The sequence below is a fragment of the Butyrivibrio sp. ob235 genome, assembly GCF_900109475.1.
Lineage (GTDB): Bacteria > Bacillota > Clostridia > Lachnospirales > Lachnospiraceae > Butyrivibrio.
The window spans coordinates 1-14,939 of sequence record NZ_FOBE01000024.1; the positions used below are offsets into that span (position 1 = coordinate 1).

The 14,939-nt window shown below is 40.3% G+C and carries 23 protein-coding genes; 2 read left to right on the forward strand and 21 right to left on the reverse strand.

All coding sequences use genetic code 11. From position 1 onward, the window contains the following. Positions 1 to 108 precede the first annotated feature (108 nt). From BMW61_RS14940 to BMW61_RS22015, 5 genes are read right to left on the reverse strand one after another with little or no spacing between them, the layout of a single operon-like run. Positions 109 to 570, reverse strand: coding sequence for an NAD(P)H-dependent oxidoreductase (locus tag BMW61_RS14940; protein ID WP_139176357.1), 462 nt, complete (start codon positions 568 to 570; stop codon positions 109 to 111). A gap of 42 nt (positions 571 to 612) precedes the next feature. Next, a complete protein-coding gene (locus BMW61_RS14945; protein WP_091823546.1) occupies positions 613 to 1,212 on the reverse strand; it encodes a DUF1349 domain-containing protein in 600 nt (199 codons plus the stop codon). Between the two features lie 2 nt (positions 1,213 to 1,214). Further along, a complete protein-coding gene (locus tag BMW61_RS14950) occupies positions 1,215 to 1,508 on the reverse strand; it encodes an SDR family oxidoreductase (RefSeq protein WP_330388535.1) in 294 nt (97 codons plus the stop codon). 7 nt (positions 1,509 to 1,515) lie between these two features. Continuing rightward, positions 1,516 to 1,977 carry an HD domain-containing protein gene (locus BMW61_RS14955; protein WP_022761153.1) on the reverse strand — a complete coding sequence of 154 codons (462 nt, stop codon included), beginning with the start codon at positions 1,975 to 1,977 and terminating at the stop codon, positions 1,516 to 1,518. Positions 1,978 to 2,023: 46 nt separating this feature from the next. Continuing rightward, positions 2,024 to 2,173 carry a hypothetical protein gene (locus tag BMW61_RS22015; protein ID WP_175475238.1) on the reverse strand — a complete coding sequence of 50 codons (150 nt, stop codon included), beginning with the start codon at positions 2,171 to 2,173 and terminating at the stop codon, positions 2,024 to 2,026. Positions 2,174 to 2,613: 440 nt separating this feature from the next. Here BMW61_RS22015 and BMW61_RS14960 point away from each other — a divergent pair, with 440 nt between their 5' ends. Beyond that, positions 2,614 to 2,961 (forward strand): hypothetical protein, encoded by a 348-nt coding sequence (locus tag BMW61_RS14960; protein ID WP_022761155.1) that lies wholly within the window; start codon positions 2,614 to 2,616, stop codon positions 2,959 to 2,961. Between the two features lie 125 nt (positions 2,962 to 3,086). Here BMW61_RS14960 and BMW61_RS14965 read toward each other — a convergent pair whose 3' ends face one another. From BMW61_RS14965 to BMW61_RS15035, 16 genes are all read right to left on the reverse strand, one after another. Then, positions 3,087 to 3,599: a YfcE family phosphodiesterase gene (locus tag BMW61_RS14965; protein WP_091823552.1), complete on the reverse strand. Its 513-nt coding sequence runs from the start codon at positions 3,597 to 3,599 to the stop codon at positions 3,087 to 3,089. Between the two features lie 280 nt (positions 3,600 to 3,879). Continuing rightward, entirely contained in the window at positions 3,880 to 5,007 is a 1,128-nt protein-coding gene (locus BMW61_RS14970) for a tyrosine-type recombinase/integrase (protein WP_175475239.1), read from the reverse strand. A 325-nt stretch (positions 5,008 to 5,332) separates the two neighbouring features. After that, positions 5,333 to 5,530 (reverse strand): hypothetical protein, encoded by a 198-nt coding sequence (locus BMW61_RS14975; protein ID WP_207648579.1) that lies wholly within the window; start codon positions 5,528 to 5,530, stop codon positions 5,333 to 5,335. A 344-nt stretch (positions 5,531 to 5,874) separates the two neighbouring features. Then, entirely contained in the window at positions 5,875 to 6,186 is a 312-nt protein-coding gene (locus BMW61_RS14980; RefSeq protein WP_022761159.1) for a type II toxin-antitoxin system PemK/MazF family toxin, read from the reverse strand. Next, positions 6,183 to 6,425 carry an AbrB/MazE/SpoVT family DNA-binding domain-containing protein gene (locus BMW61_RS14985; RefSeq protein ID WP_022761160.1) on the reverse strand — a complete coding sequence of 81 codons (243 nt, stop codon included), beginning with the start codon at positions 6,423 to 6,425 and terminating at the stop codon, positions 6,183 to 6,185. Before BMW61_RS14985 ends, BMW61_RS14980 begins: the two co-directional genes overlap by 4 nt. Before the next feature lie 113 nt (positions 6,426 to 6,538). Continuing rightward, the gene (locus tag BMW61_RS14990) at positions 6,539 to 6,997 is read right to left on the reverse strand and encodes a GNAT family N-acetyltransferase (RefSeq protein ID WP_091823561.1); all 459 of its coding nucleotides are present in this window, start codon (positions 6,995 to 6,997) and stop codon (positions 6,539 to 6,541) included. Then, complete coding sequence (locus tag BMW61_RS14995) at positions 6,994 to 7,680, reverse strand: hypothetical protein (RefSeq protein ID WP_091823564.1); 687 nt, start codon at positions 7,678 to 7,680, stop codon at positions 6,994 to 6,996. Before BMW61_RS14995 ends, BMW61_RS14990 begins: the two co-directional genes overlap by 4 nt. Before the next feature lie 49 nt (positions 7,681 to 7,729). Further along, positions 7,730 to 8,692 (reverse strand): alpha/beta fold hydrolase, encoded by a 963-nt coding sequence (locus BMW61_RS15000; RefSeq protein WP_091823567.1) that lies wholly within the window; start codon positions 8,690 to 8,692, stop codon positions 7,730 to 7,732. Then, positions 8,679 to 9,410: a glycerophosphodiester phosphodiesterase gene (locus BMW61_RS15005; protein WP_091823570.1), complete on the reverse strand. Its 732-nt coding sequence runs from the start codon at positions 9,408 to 9,410 to the stop codon at positions 8,679 to 8,681. Before BMW61_RS15005 ends, BMW61_RS15000 begins: the two co-directional genes overlap by 14 nt. A 16-nt stretch (positions 9,411 to 9,426) precedes the next feature. Further along, positions 9,427 to 10,905, reverse strand: a complete 1,479-nt coding sequence (locus BMW61_RS15010; protein WP_091823573.1) for an MFS transporter — start codon at positions 10,903 to 10,905, stop codon at positions 9,427 to 9,429. A gap of 123 nt (positions 10,906 to 11,028) precedes the next feature. Continuing rightward, a complete protein-coding gene (locus BMW61_RS15015) occupies positions 11,029 to 11,184 on the reverse strand; it encodes a hypothetical protein (protein WP_207650194.1) in 156 nt (51 codons plus the stop codon). Between the two features lies 1 nt (position 11,185). Beyond that, positions 11,186 to 11,929, reverse strand: coding sequence for an HAD family hydrolase (locus BMW61_RS15020; RefSeq protein ID WP_175475240.1), 744 nt, complete (start codon positions 11,927 to 11,929; stop codon positions 11,186 to 11,188). Further along, positions 11,919 to 12,083 (reverse strand): hypothetical protein, encoded by a 165-nt coding sequence (locus BMW61_RS22020; RefSeq protein ID WP_175475241.1) that lies wholly within the window; start codon positions 12,081 to 12,083, stop codon positions 11,919 to 11,921. Before BMW61_RS22020 ends, BMW61_RS15020 begins: the two co-directional genes overlap by 11 nt. A gap of 13 nt (positions 12,084 to 12,096) precedes the next feature. Then, on the reverse strand, positions 12,097 to 12,861 hold the full coding sequence (locus BMW61_RS15025; RefSeq protein WP_091823577.1) for a YwaF family protein: 765 nt from the start codon (positions 12,859 to 12,861) through the stop codon (positions 12,097 to 12,099). Between the two features lie 22 nt (positions 12,862 to 12,883). Further along, on the reverse strand, positions 12,884 to 13,300 hold the full coding sequence (locus tag BMW61_RS15030) for a DUF3592 domain-containing protein (protein WP_091823580.1): 417 nt from the start codon (positions 13,298 to 13,300) through the stop codon (positions 12,884 to 12,886). A 9-nt stretch (positions 13,301 to 13,309) separates the two neighbouring features. After that, positions 13,310 to 13,678, reverse strand: coding sequence for a hypothetical protein (locus BMW61_RS15035; protein WP_022761170.1), 369 nt, complete (start codon positions 13,676 to 13,678; stop codon positions 13,310 to 13,312). Between the two features lie 268 nt (positions 13,679 to 13,946). On the opposite strand from BMW61_RS15035, the gene BMW61_RS15040 reads away from it, so the two are divergent. Next, a complete protein-coding gene (locus BMW61_RS15040) occupies positions 13,947 to 14,867 on the forward strand; it encodes a hypothetical protein (RefSeq protein ID WP_091823583.1) in 921 nt (306 codons plus the stop codon). The last annotated feature ends 72 nt before the right edge of the window (positions 14,868 to 14,939 follow it).

Consider the following 14,939-nt stretch of genomic DNA (forward strand, 5'->3'; position numbering starts at 1 on the left):
CAGCGATTCATCCCCCACCGACTATGTCGGAAGGAGTTTTCTCGCTGATACATCATAATCTGTACATGTACAAAATTGGCTTAGATTCTCCATTTTATTCCTTTCCACTTACACTATAAGCGATTTTCCCATCTCATAGGCCTTTTTGCATTCCTGCGGAAATACTGTCTCATGCCGTTCTTTCTTATGTTCAGGATCAAAGAAGGACCATTCCCAGTCAGTTTTACTGTAATCATTTAGCTGTAATGTATCTCCACTTACAAGTACAGTAGTAGGACCAACGAATTTATCGAGGGTATCCTTGTAACTGTTTAGTAGTTCTGTATAAGCCGTATCAGGTGCATTACTGGTCATTATAAGGAGAACTGGTATCACGTTCTTATTACAGCACGGTGTTTCAGCATTATAAGTAAGGCTCTGAAAAACAAGTCTCTCATATAGAGCTCTGAAAGATGCTGTTAAGTTCGACAGATAATTAGGTGAACCCAATATAAGTCCATCTGCTTCCCTTATGTCATCAAGCACCTTTGTAAGTCCATCCCTACAAATGCAATGCCCTTGGTTCAGCATTTACAACTACAATCCTCTTTGCCATCCTCCTACCTCCTTAAGTTAATCCGGCTGCTGTCCGTCATGCGCCTTCCAGACACATTCTGTTATCTGCATATCACTAAATACAGCCGTAAATGATGAATCTTCCGGTGAACATGCATATATACCAAACTGTATCTCACCACCACCCTTTTCCATGTGGCAGATTCTCATCTGCTTCCACGTTTCTCCATTATCAGAGCATTCTATACAATAATCATCTTCCCTTCTGCTGAAGCGGTACCACATGGATTTAATATCCGCGGGGATTTCTGTAGTAGCCCAGTCTGAATACCCATTATTTGTTACAACGCTCCCAAGGTGCTGGAAGCTATCATTTTCATATTCTACAGATCCCTTGATCCAGTTATCGCTGTCCAGATACATAACTATTCCGCATTGATCGAATCTATGATGGCTATCCTCAAAGCTAGTTTTTACTACAAAGCTAAAGAACTTATCACTAGTCTTCATCTGATATACAGGGGCATTATCATTCCGGAAATGATAATAAGTTCTCTGCCACAAATCTGTATGAGGAAGTGTGGTAACAGAAATCGTGCCATCCTTTATCTCAAAACTCTTTGGCTCTCTTGTCCATCTAAATTCATTCAGATCCATCGTTATTCTCCCTTACTGTAATTCCAACCATGTTCTCCGTGATATATCATAAGTTTTGTCATTCCACCATCAATGCAGATATTCTCTCCAATAGTGAAACCTGCTTTATCTGAACACAGAAACATCACCATCTCTACTATATCTTCCGGCTTTCCAACTCGCCCAACAGGCTGCTGAATGGCATCAGGTCCTGTTATGTCAGATCCAGTTATATCGATCCATCCAGGAGATATACTGTTAACTCGAGCTTTTCCTGCAAGACTTCCATCCCTTGTATATATATCTATGTATTCCATGAAATGGTCACAGCCCCAATTCTTTGCAGAGAGCGTCATATCTCTTCTGCTCTTTTTCTTTTACTGGCTTCGATGAATCTTTAAAACAATGGTCGATAACATCTGCATCCTTTAGAAGCTCATCCATCGGAGAATCTGTCACAAGTTTATCATCGTGATGATATATTGCAGAACAAATGATATCAGTTTCTTCTTTTGAAGTGATGCTAAGTTCTTCAAGGACCTTTCTTGCCAGATCTGCTCCGAGATGGGCGTGATCATCGTAAGACCCACTCTTATATGCGTGAAGATCGTGAAGCATTCCTGACATAGCACCTAATTCCTCATTAAGTCCGCGCTTCTTTGCGAGAATTGTTGCTGCAAGTGATACGCCGTAAAGATGAGCTGTTGCGCTAGTCCTTTTGTCTGAGTCAGTAATGTTAGCAAGTTCCTTGTCGATATATGTCCTCAAATCTTTTAATCTACTCATGTTTACCTCCAGATACTATGACTCTTTTCCTAATAACTTGGTATTATTACATTTCATCTTCTGTTTCACAGGAGCGGTCTATGATAAAATTCCTTGCATCCAGCTCCTCTTCTTCTCCAAAAAGATTGAGTTGCTTTGCTCCCTGTATCATTTTGTTATACTCATTCTGCTCTTTTTCAGATAGTTCTCTTGCCAAAGATAAATTTCCTGCCGGTTAAGAGTTGCAAAGTGCTCTTTTATTATATTCCCTTATTGATTAATAGGCGAGACCAGACAATGCTGAGTTCTGGAACGTCTCGGCATCACCTGGCCTCTGTTGTTTTCTTATGTGTGGGTAAAGGTGTTCCTTTCCCTGTATCAATATTTTAAGATGTCCTAAGCTCGGATTTATATCAGCAAAAGTACCAAAAACAGCCGTTACTGAAAGATATATTCAAACTGAGTTTCAAATTGAAGTAGTTGAATGAACAACTTATCCTGAGAGCGTATTTAATCATACTTCACTTAGCGATCCAAGGGAAATTACACGGATCACAAAAATTTAAGAAAGTGTTCTATTGCAAGATGAGCAATTCAGGGTTATTATTAATGAACATAAGTTCGAGAACATACATTCGCTATTATGAGGAATTGCTTATGGAAAAGAATTATACGATTTATGCCGTGGATTTTGATAATACGCTCTGCTACTCAGCTTGGCCGGAACTCGGAGATCCCAACATCCTACTAATTGAGTATTTGTTGAAAGAAAAGGCTGCTGGAAACAAGCTGATTCTCTGGACATGCAGAGCTGGAAAACCTCTTTCAGATGCCATTAAGTGGTGCAGGGATTACGGACTTACTTTTGACGCGATAAATGACAATTTGCCGGAAGTTGTAGAGTTTTACGGCAACAATAGCCGGAAGATTACCTGTGATATTTATATTGATGACAGAAACGCATACATAGATCCGGACGGCAAGCTTCAGGGAGTTGCGATATAAGTCTCCTTCATGCGTGCAGCCCAAAATAGAATTAGGAGTTTTTTATGAGCAGGATTATTGATGAAGTTGATGTTATCTATAAGGTACCGTCACTGTGGCAGGATCCCGGTGGCGGTGCTTTGGGGTTATAGATCCTCTCCTATTTCTTTGATTTCTGGGATAATCTCGTAGTCATCCGTAACTGTTATAACTGCATATGTAGGTTTGTCACCTGTGACCTGGGGATAGCAGATACTTCCGGGGTTTACTAGAGTAATGCCGGCTTCCTTATCCTTTACTATCTCTGCATAGTGGCTGTGACCAAAAAGGACAAGATCAGCGCATCTTGACTTGGCTGCTTCCTTTAAGGTCTTAAGGCTTTCCTCATATTTTACGTTGTAGGCATTTCCGTGCGTTGCCCATACGCTTAAGAAACCTACCTTGAATTCTTCATCAGTGGGAAGGCTGTTTCCAAAGTCGCAGTTACCCCGGACTATCTTTACCTCATAAGGCGGATTTTCTCCCGTTATGGAAGAAATGGAGTCCTGGATATCTCCGCAGTGGACGAGGATATCAAAGGGTGATTCTTTTTCGATAGCCTTTTTAGCATATCCCGGATAGCCATGTGAATCTGATATTACAAGGATTTTTACGTTCATAGTGATATTTCCTGTTCATTATGATTTGCTCTTATCTTATTTCAGCCCCTCTAAAAAGTTCTTTACGGTATCAGCCGCATCTCTTCCTTTTTGTTCCCAGTCAGTCGACTCTGCATACTCTCCAAGTTCGGCAGCTTTTTTATTGATCTTTTCTGCCAGGGCTGCGCCTGCCGCTTCAGGATCTGAATTATATATCTTTTCATTTGCTTTCTCGGCAAGTTCTTTTCCCCATTCCCCTGGATTATCTTTTATGTCCCTCTAGGATATTCATCATTTATTCCTATGATTTGCCCTCTAGTTGCAACTTATATTCCTGCAAGGTATTCCTGGAGCTCTCAACTTCTTTTTCTACGGCCTTGGCATACACAGTGGTAGTGGTTACTGACGCGTGATTAAGCCTTTTTTGCACAAGTAACAGATTGTAATTACTTGCTTCATATAGTGACATTGCAAAGCTTGATCTGAGTTTGTGAGGAGATATGAGATGGGCTTTATTGGGAAGAGCAGCCTTCACATATTTCTTCACAAGCGTCTCAACAGCCCTGACACTGAGTCTTTCGCCCTTTGTGGTAGTAAATGCAGGTAGTTCGACCTCTGAGGTATAAGGGAATCTGGCTTTCTGTGATTCAAAATAGTCCCATAAATATGCTGCACATTCGTCAGAATAGTAGGTATCCTGCTGATCGCCGCCTTTACGGATGACTGTAACTTTACCTTTATTCAGATCAAAATCGACTATATTGGTGTTAAGCATCTCGGATACACGAAGCCCGGTATCCAAAAGCAGAATAAACATTGCAGCATCACGTTCTGCATATATGCTGTGATATTTTCGCGTATTATCGCCAAGCCCTGTGCCATTGATTACGGTATCAAGCAGTTTATTCTGTTCTTCAAAATCCAGGTATATGAGTTTTTTCTTGGGAATATCAATTTTTCTGGATGCAAGGACGGGATTCATTGTGACCTTACCATTGCTCAAAAGGTATGAATAAAAAGCGGATATAGTGGCCTTTTTTCTCTTTAAAGTGGCTTCACTGGTTTCATCATTCTTTTTCTTCGGTCCTGTAAGGGAATTTTTCTTAGGCCGCATACTTTTTTCATATGCATCATCCGTTCTTTTAAATCTTTTATCCTTAGTATTTCGCAGCGTTGCGATGAAATTATCGATATCCTCGGGAAGAAGTTTTCCAAGATCATCCGTAGTAATATCGATCATTTTCTTATCACAGAATTCCGGGTGAAAATTGATCAGATATTCAAAAAACACGAAAATATCGCGGCTATATTCAAACATGGTTGCAGCTTTTCCGCGTCCGCTATATCTGTTTATAAAACTGACCACATAATCTGGCATATCTTCAAGTAGTTTTGCGGTTCTATCGGTATAATTTATTCCTTCAGACATATTATTAATCCCCATAAAAGAACTGTTTTTCATCAAAAATGTCCTAATTTCATTTTATCATAATCCTATATGTGCGTAAAACTGTTCTTTTACGCATAGCTAACATATTCTTTTCTACCCAAGCTATTAATCGTAGAAGCTATCTAAACTTTTAGCTGATAGTTCACGAATATTTCTCGTTTTTCATAATATAATCCAATTCATACCATGAAATGCTATAATATACCTGTAGTGTGAGTTTTTTAATAAGGACAAATACTCTATGATGAAAAGCATTTCCGCTATCCGAGCATTAAAAAAAATCCACGCCGCAATATAACGGTTGTTATCGTAGCTGCTTTAGTATTTCCGCCTGTTCCTCTGCCGGCAGCTCAGAAAGGTATATGCAGTACTCATTTGGATATCCCCCGACAAACTTCATATGCTCCATACTTATCTGTTTCGGATCAGTAATCCATAACACCTGCTCTCCCCAGAAATCCTCTAGGTATTTTAGTTTTTCTCCCTTATAGATAATGTCCATCTGCAACACTTGAACCTAACCTTCCAATCCAATACTCATCCAGGTATCAACAACATCCCAGAAATTCTTTCCATATCCTGCTTGTATATATTGTATTTCTGTAAAAAATCAAGTATTTCCATCGTGGTCTCCTCCGCAAGTAATCATAGAAATCATTGTATCACAGAGTCAAGACAGGACGGAATGCAAAGAACATGCAATATTTGTGCAATATAAAAATAGTGACCACCTCTCACAGTGATCACCATTTTTCATTTTATCTTTCAAATATTACTCCAAGAACAACCCCGGGCATAAGAACCCCAACCATGTACTGCCATCTTTTCAGCGGAACATGACTACTATTAATCGTACTCAAAAATTCCCTGCACCGCATCCGATACATTCATAATGTCCTCATATGCAAGAAAATCAACTCTATTACACCCTCTTGCCCTAGGATCTATTGCTTTAAACTGCTCACAAATTACAGTTCCAGACTCACCCTTTTTCCCGCACACCGGAATATGTAAAGGCCCGGCGTGAATATTAGAAAGCATAGGGCATACATGAAATATACCTGTTGCCTTTATAAAAGCATTTTTGCTAACTATAACAAACAGCTGTCTTTTGAAACCTGTAATCTTTATAATATCTCCTTGATTAAACTCGCTCATAAAATCTCTCTCCCTACCGGTTCGCCCCAATCAAAATCGCAAACCGTTATTTCACCATTAAACTCTGCAAGTCTTTCTTCAAAAGTTTTATGAACAAACTGTTTTCTAAGAACAATACTGTCATTTTCTATTTCTATATCCAACACATCAGAAACCTTTAACTGCAATTTTTCCAAAATATCCTTAGGAATTCGTATTCCCTGGCTATTGCCCCAAGCCCTTATTGCAACCTGCTCCATGTGATCACCTCCTTTTATTGTATATACATTATACCGTATATACTCCATGTGTACAATCACCTGATATAGCCCCATAACTCATAATAATAATGAGATATGAGGGCTAGTTCATGCTAATTTATTTTGATTGTCATGGGATATTTCAATTTCATCTCTTCCATTCCGCATTCGATAAGGCCTGTATCTTCGAAACCTACGGACTTATATAAGTCTTTAGCCACTGTATTCCCCGGTGCAACCCCTGTGTATATATTCGGCGGATTAAATTTTTCTTTTATATATTTAAGCCCCAATATGAGCGCCTGTCGCCCATACCCCTTATTCTGGTATCTATAATCGATAAGGAATTTCCACAAGGTATAATACTGCTTCACCTCGTAATAGCCCATCATGATAAAACCAACTAAGATATCGTCTTCATAGACAGCAAACGGATAAGCATTTTCGGAATACACATATGCCTGGGCAAGCGATTCCGCAACAGTAGAAACAAAACTCTGCTGGTCTTCTCTTACAGAAAGTTCTATCAATTCTTCGATATTATCCCGTGTAACGGATTCTAAATGGATCATAACCTCAAACCGCCTTTATTGTATTCCTTTACTTCGCTTCCACCCCACTCAACAACGGTAAACCCGTTTCTGGAAGGAGTGATTATTTCTTCAGGCTGAGCAATTTCCACAGGGTTGTCACAACCTGTATATGTCATATATACACGGATCAGCGTGTCCGGAGAAGGATTTATCAAAAGCTTTGCTTTCTCCAGATACTGTGAGTTATCAAAAGAAATCAGATTATAGCTGTTCTGGCTAAGCCTTGGAAGCCAGAAAGTGATGAAATCGTCTTTTTCCTTGTCGGTCAGTCCCAGCGCGGTTAGTTTATCTTCGAGGAAGGGGACGAGATCTTCCTTAGCCACACAGTCTCCGCTGGTAATGGTATAGTTTCCGTTATGAGTTCCTTCCCAGAAAAGGTAGCCATATTCCTTATCACTTATACTTATGGTACCGTCTTTATCAGCAATAAAATTCCATGTGTTATCTGATGAAAAGTCGGGATAAACCGTGGAAAATACTCCGTCATAGTCTATAGACGCAGATATTGTTGAATTGTCTTCCATGGGATAGAAGTACATAACCGGTTTAAGATCTCCATCTTCATCACTTGTTACTTCTCCTGAATTATTGCAAGCTGATAGCAGCATCGACATAGAGAAAATAAGAGCTGTTAGAATAACATGCGTTTTTGTTTTGCGCATAAATCCGACTCCTTTCCGTTAATATCCTGAATTTTAAATGGTTTCAATATCAATCCCTATCTATAATCTCCAGTACCTGCCTGAAATATTCATTACGCGTTTCTTCCTCTGCATTAAAAATCTCATGCCTCGAATCCTCAAAAGCAATAATCTTCGCACCGGGAACCTTCCCTGCAAATTCCGTATAACCATCGGAATCAATCAGATGGTCCTGACCTGCAGTAAATACAGTTATCGGCAGCGAGAGTCTTGAAGCATTTTTGAAAATCCTGTCATACACCTTATAGCTTGCCAGCCCCCAGCCAATGGAGGCGCCATAGGTCTGATAATGCTCGTCTTTTAATCGCATCTCAAACATATAGTCATAGCGGGCTCTGGACTTAGTACTGCTTGTCTCAAACACAGACACCCCATCAAAGTGCTTCTGCCCCGGCGCCATAGCTTTGCGCTTACCAAATAGAAATGCATAGATACTAAGCAGACTGCGCACCAATTTCGAAGGAACCGACTTCATCTTAAGCATAGGAGAACTTAGAATAGCCTTGTCAAAATAACCCGGATATTTCTCGAGGAAAAGAGTACCCACAGCGCCTCCCATGGAATGCGCAATAAGAATTCGCTTCTTTTCAGGAGTAGCAGGCATAACCACCTTATCCATAAAAATACGAAAATCTTCGACATATGTATCGTAATCATCGATATAGACGACATCCGGCTCCTTCATCTTGCCCTCAGAGTAGCCGTGTCCTCGCTGCTCCGGGAAAAAGAACCCAAATCCGGCCTGGTACAGATACCAGACATACTCATGATATTTTCCGAAGAATTCACAAAAGCCATGAGCAAAGACAACTACCTTAGTCGCATTTTCAGGTATGGCAAAATAGTAATTAAGCGTAGCCCCGTCAAAAGACTGAAATTTTCCCTGTTTTACATGGGTCTTTCGAAACTCACTGTTTTCAGTTTTCATTATCCGGATGAAATCATCTTCACCCAGGAAATTAACCTTGTTCATAGATTTTCCTTGCCTTATCGGGATAGTTGGTAATTACGGCATTTACGCCCATATCACGGCATTTAATCATGTCCGCCTCTTTGTTGACTGTCCATACATTAACGTCAATCTCAAACATGTTGCAGTCATCCATAAAATCAGGATATTGCAGATTATAGAAAGCCGGATGGAGCGCATCTACTCCATTTTCTGCGGCGTATCCGGGCATGTTAAGATGGCCGTCCGCATATAGGAAACCAACCTTTGATTCAGGGCTTATATCCTTTATTTTCATCACTGAGTAATGGTTGAAAGAAGAATAGATAACTCTGTCCGAAAAGCCCTTTTTCTTCACAAGTTCGACGATTTTATCCTCCAGATCGGGATAGAATATCTCCCCGGTCTTGAGTTCGATGTTTATGGTAAGTCCTGTCGGTGCCAGTAAATCAAACACTTCTTCCATAGTGGGAATATGTACACCTTCATAAGCCTGATTGCCATTACAAAAATCAAACTTAAGCAGTTCTTCATAGGTGTAATCCTTGATAAAACCTGCACCATTACTGGTTCTGTCTATGATTTCATCGTGACAGACCACAATGACATCATCTTTTGTAAGCTGAATATCAAGCTCAACTCCGTCAGCTTTCATGTCCGCAGCCATTTTGAATGCGGGAAGTGTGTTTTCAGGCGCATAGCCACTGGCTCCTCGGTGAGCCCATATCAAAGGATAGCTCATAGTTTTACCTTCTTTCTCATTTTTTATTTGAATTCTTTATATCCCACAGATTATCGTAAGCAAAACCCGTGACTTTCTCGCAGATACGCTTCTCTTCTTCTGTCGGAGCTGATGAATCTTCACCTTTTCTGCGGGCGATGTCCTTCTGAATTACTGCGAATTCTTTACCTGTTATAGGGAAAATTACTGCCACTACAAACAGAAGTGTTATCAGAATTGCAGGACATATAATGAAAATCAGGGATATACCCTGCTGAGTTCCCAGAGACTGACGTCCGCCGCTGTTGGCGATCACTTCATCGTAACCTACCGCAGATAAGAGAATTCCGATTACTGCTGCAGATACGCCTGCAGAAATTTTTCTTATAAAGGTAGCCATACCTGAGACAATACCGGGTCTTCTGATTGAAGTGATAAGCTCGTCAACTTCAGCCATATCAGCCATTATCGCAAATATACTGGTGAGTGTCGCAGCGTTACCGATTCCGATAAGAGCTGTCAGAATCAGTATCAGAACAATACTTGCTCCTTCATAGGAAAAGGCCAAAAGTCCCAATGTTCCAAGGAGTCTTATGGGTGCTCCAATGAGTATTGTTGTTCTCTTAGATGTTTTACTCATCACAGGGCCCCAAATTAGCATACCGACAAGCTGCGAGATCAGAAGAACCGCCATCAGATAGGTAAAGTAACCGTTTCCATATCCGTTTAGAACATCATCCACATAATAAACAGCCATACCGGAAACAAAGTCCATTCCGCACTGTCCAAAGAGATAGAGACCAAGGAAAAGCCTGAAGGATCTGCTCTTTAAGACACTTACAGATTGCGGGAAGCTCTCGGCAAGAGTTGTGTTAATGGGCTCTTTTTTCTTTTCCCAGGTTCCAAAGAAAGTAACAAGTGATGTGCACAGGAAAAGAACGCTGAAAATAAATGCGCATTTCATATATAGTGATTTATTCAGCGTATCTGTAATTATGAATGTAGGTATGAGTCCGCACACCATGGATCCCAGGGTTGACCAGATCATGCGGCAGTTGGAGAATTTTGCGCGCATTGCATAGTCATCCATCATGTCAGGAAGCAGCCCGTAATATGGAACAAAAAGGATTGTAAAGCCCGTTGAAAACAGGCAGTACATAAACAGATAAAAGATATAAAGAATAACAGGTGATGTGGTCGGAATGCTCACCCATAGCAGAAGAAACGTAATCGCCGAAGCAAAAGCACCAATAAGAATATAAAATCTTTTAGGTCCGAATTTTGATGTGGTTCTGTCAGTAATATTGCCCATCATGGGATCTGTGATGGCATCCCACACTTTTCCCACAAGCGGAATCGTACCTGCAAGGGCTGCAGGCATACCAAGAGCCTTGGTCATAAATACCGCAAAAAACGTGTTGATGATGACAAAAGCTCCCCCGTTATAAAACTCCGCCATGCCAAACATCATTCTGTGAAGAAAATTATAATTGGGTTTTCTCCCGTAATACTCCATATGCTTCCCCCTAAACCTTTCTCTTTTTCATATTGTATGTAGAACATTCCTATAGGTGATGTTCTACTAATATATTTTATATCAAAAAAGGCGGACTGCATATTTGGAATTGATGCTTAGCAGTTAAATCCTGGCATTTTCCTTAGTCATGATCTCTTTGAAAATGCCACCCAAAACATCCTTATATCCTGCAAACGGATAGCTGTTTTCTTCGTCAGAAAGTCCCACAGCTTCATCATATCCGTCCGCCCATAAATCAAAACCTTTGTTATCTAACACTTTATCTTCTCCTCAATAAACTCAAAATATTTCCGTCATCAACAATATTGACTCTATCAGTATCCGCATGGCATATCTTAAGATCTCGCTGTATTTCCTTCTGTGTATGAGCATAGGTATTCAGGTATATTGCATCAATACCGGCGCCAGTTGCAACGCCTACATCCGCAAGAACTTCATTGCCGATCATTACCGATTCATCTTTCTTTAAGCCGTGTTTTTCAAGAAGTGCAAGAAGAAACCTTTCATCGGGCTTCTTTACACCCATATCAGATGAAATGAAGATGTCGTCAAAAAAGTTAGTCAGATTTGTATCCTCAAGCTCCTTCTCCGTAAAAAGTCTTTGAGCATTGGAAAGAAGGAATACCTTTCCACCGGATTTTTTTATGGCTGTTAAAGTCTCAGCCACACCTTCATACTGCACAAGCCTGTCTCTGGATCTCTCCCTAAACGTATTACAAAGAAGACGCATATCGGCATCAGAGCAGGGCTTGCCAATAAGCCTTTCCCATACCCATTCGATCTTTATTTCGGGGAACTTGCTTCCGTTTGCTTTAGCGAGCTTTTCTTCTTCATCTCTGCAAATTCTCAGGTAATCTTTTCTGAGTTTTTTGGTATCGTACTGACATGAGAAGTTCATTGCAAGATAATCCGCCATGAATTCCCAAAGCTCCGGCTGCTCTTCGTCGGTATGTATGTCTATTAACGTTCCGTACAAATCAAAAATGTAATTTTTATACTTCATATCCATTACTGTCCTTTTGAACAATCTTTTCCGATTTTCTTATCACATACAGTAAAAGCGTTAATGATACAGCCATCATTACAGCTTCCGTGACAGGTTTTTCCTTGCTAAAGGTGTATATTCGTTTATCTTCTTTTTCTTCTTTGTTTTCCATATAAAAATGTCCTTTAGTTTTTACGAGCTGTAAGCTTATCAATGGTGCCCGTAACGACATACACAATAAAAAGAACTGCAAGTGTAAGCATTCCATAGCCCACAAGGTAATACTTCATTCCGAATTTATCTGCTATAAAAGCAAGCGGAGTCCCCCTAAGGGGCCAGTTTACAAAAAAGTAATTACAGCCAAACGCCCTATCAAAAAGGAAAATTGGCGGAACTACAATCAAAAGAAAAATTATCTCGTAATGAATATGCCATAGAGTCGGTTTTATTTTTCCCTCCAGCTTCAGAAGTAACGGATACAGTACAAGAAGCCCATGCCATAAGTAGCTGTAGAGATTCATGAAATTCCAGACAGGGTACAGATCCGCCCAATCAGGGAAAAGAAGCGCACAAACAGAAGCAGGCATAATGAGGATATATGCTATCTCCCCAAATATGCCCTTTATCTTCACTGATGGGACATATTCCCTTATCAGAAAGACAAATATTCCTATGCTGCATATATGGAGTGGAAGGTATCCTATCCCAAAATGTCCTACCCTTACAAGGTAGAGGTCTTTGAAAATCTCCAATATCAGCATTATCGGCGGTATTGCCTTACAGATTCTTACTTTTTTATCTTCACTGAAACGCCTAATAAGAATGGCTGCCAAAACCACAAGAGCAAGGACAACAACGATGCTTATCATATGCTCTGTGCTAAACAAACCATAACCTATACCTTCAGGAAGGTCATCCTGCTGTTTCCAAAAATACTCCATCATTTTCATCACGCCATGCTTCCGGCCTGTTTCACACCTTAATGACTATAAATGCTATTATACTGGCTATGAGCAACCCTGCTGCAAGAACAAAAAATACATAGGTTGAATATTTGAATGTCTCCGCGCTGGTTTCAGTAATCATCCCGGTTTCGGGACTGTAATACATACTTGATATATCTTCATCAGGGCTGAAATCAGACTTCTCTCTCTCCTCATATTCCTGACCGTCATAAGTATAATGAACTGTATACTCATATTGGGTATGAGATGATTTCATTGATCTTCTAGTGGTTTCCCTTACATCAGTTATATATGCCGGTACTTCTACGAATGTCTCTCCGAGCTTTGAGGCAATAGAGCATCCTATGCCCAAAATACACATCATTAAAGACGCAAAAAGTAAAACGCCTGATATTATCAGTCGTACCAATTTTCTATTATTCATATTCACTCCTTAAAACTCATACTTGTTTGCTTTTTTATGATGCTTTTCAAAAGCGCTCTTGATGATAAGACCTGTTCCGACAACTATGGGAACAAACACAAGCAGTATGTCTGTAAGTGATGAATATGCAAAATAAAGGTCTGTACCAAGAATAAGCGATACAACCAAAAAGCACAGGGACAGCACCAGGCATCCCCATGTAAACTTATTTTTATTAACAATAACAGCTATCGCTGAAATAATGAGAAGTACCAGAACTATTGCAGATGTGCTTACCCTGCCGATCCTGTAGAAGCCAAATGATGATACGCGTACCATTTTGAACAGCATGAATAAGCCAATAATGACCAGTATCCATCCAACATTTCTTTTTGTCATACGTTTTTCCTCCAAAAAATAACAATTCCCCCGAGCTTCAATTATATGATAAAAAACGTTTTAATTGAAGCTATTAATAATCAGATTAAATTGTCCGATATACTATATGGCTAAGGATAGCGTTTTAATGCAAATGGATTGCATTATGACGCTATTTTTGTACTTTTTAGAAAGGAGAAAAAACAAGTGACGTAATAATGGTTTGCCACTCGGCCCTTTGGGGAGTGGCGTGCACCCGAATGACAGAGGTTGCACAGAAAGGGTATATATGGAAGATCTCAACAATATCGGTGGTTACAGAAGCGTCTATATGGCTTTCGGCGCCTTTAAGGTTGGAACAGGTGCTTCCCAGGTGAAAAACACTGTAAACAGTGACTCGGAAGTTCCAAGCTTTCTTACCGCAATGAACCTTGCCACTGAAAAAGCAACTGAAACGGGGGATGTAACAAATACAGGAGATGATGCCAAAGTAATAAAGGCAAGCGAGTCAAGCCCTTACGGTCAAGGCGCATTCCTGTCATATACGAGAATAATAACTGCCAAGATGCCTTCTGACATAACAGGTGCTACGGAAAAAAGCACCGGTTCGTCAGCATTTGACGTTAGTAGCGGCCAGCAGGAGCTGAAGATAACAATAAATGTGTCGGGTGGTTCCAGAATCTATACTGCATCCGGAATAGATAAGGATGGTAATTCATTCTCAAAAGAGATAGATCCCTACAGCGTTGATCCCACAAATACAGATTACGCAGGTTTTGCCACACTCTGCGCCTATATCAGAGATACGGAAGGACTTGCAGACAATGCCATGAAAGCAGTAAAGAATGCAATGCCGGAGGACATTACCGAGAATGGTAATTACCTTTACAAGGTCGGATTTGCTGCAGAAACAGATGGAAATCTTTCCGGTGCAAAGAAGCTGTTTGAGCAAATGGAGACGTTCTTTGAAAAGCTGATGAATATCGGCAGGGAAGATACTACTTCCGAAAAAACCGGCGTAACTTCTGTTTCAACAAAGAGCTATAACAATATTGTAGATGAGCTTAACTCCATGATTCAGCAAATGATCCAGCAGATGCTGAATGAAATTATGGGAAACCGTGACGATGAAAAAGATGTGGCTGACTCGAAAGAAGATGCACCTACTGCTGAGGATGCACTTGATTTAGAAAATGCTAAAACCATATAAACTAAAAGATTCCCCTCATCCGGCACTTCGTGCCACCTTCCCCCCCAAGGGGAAGGCTTTGACGGGGAAGTT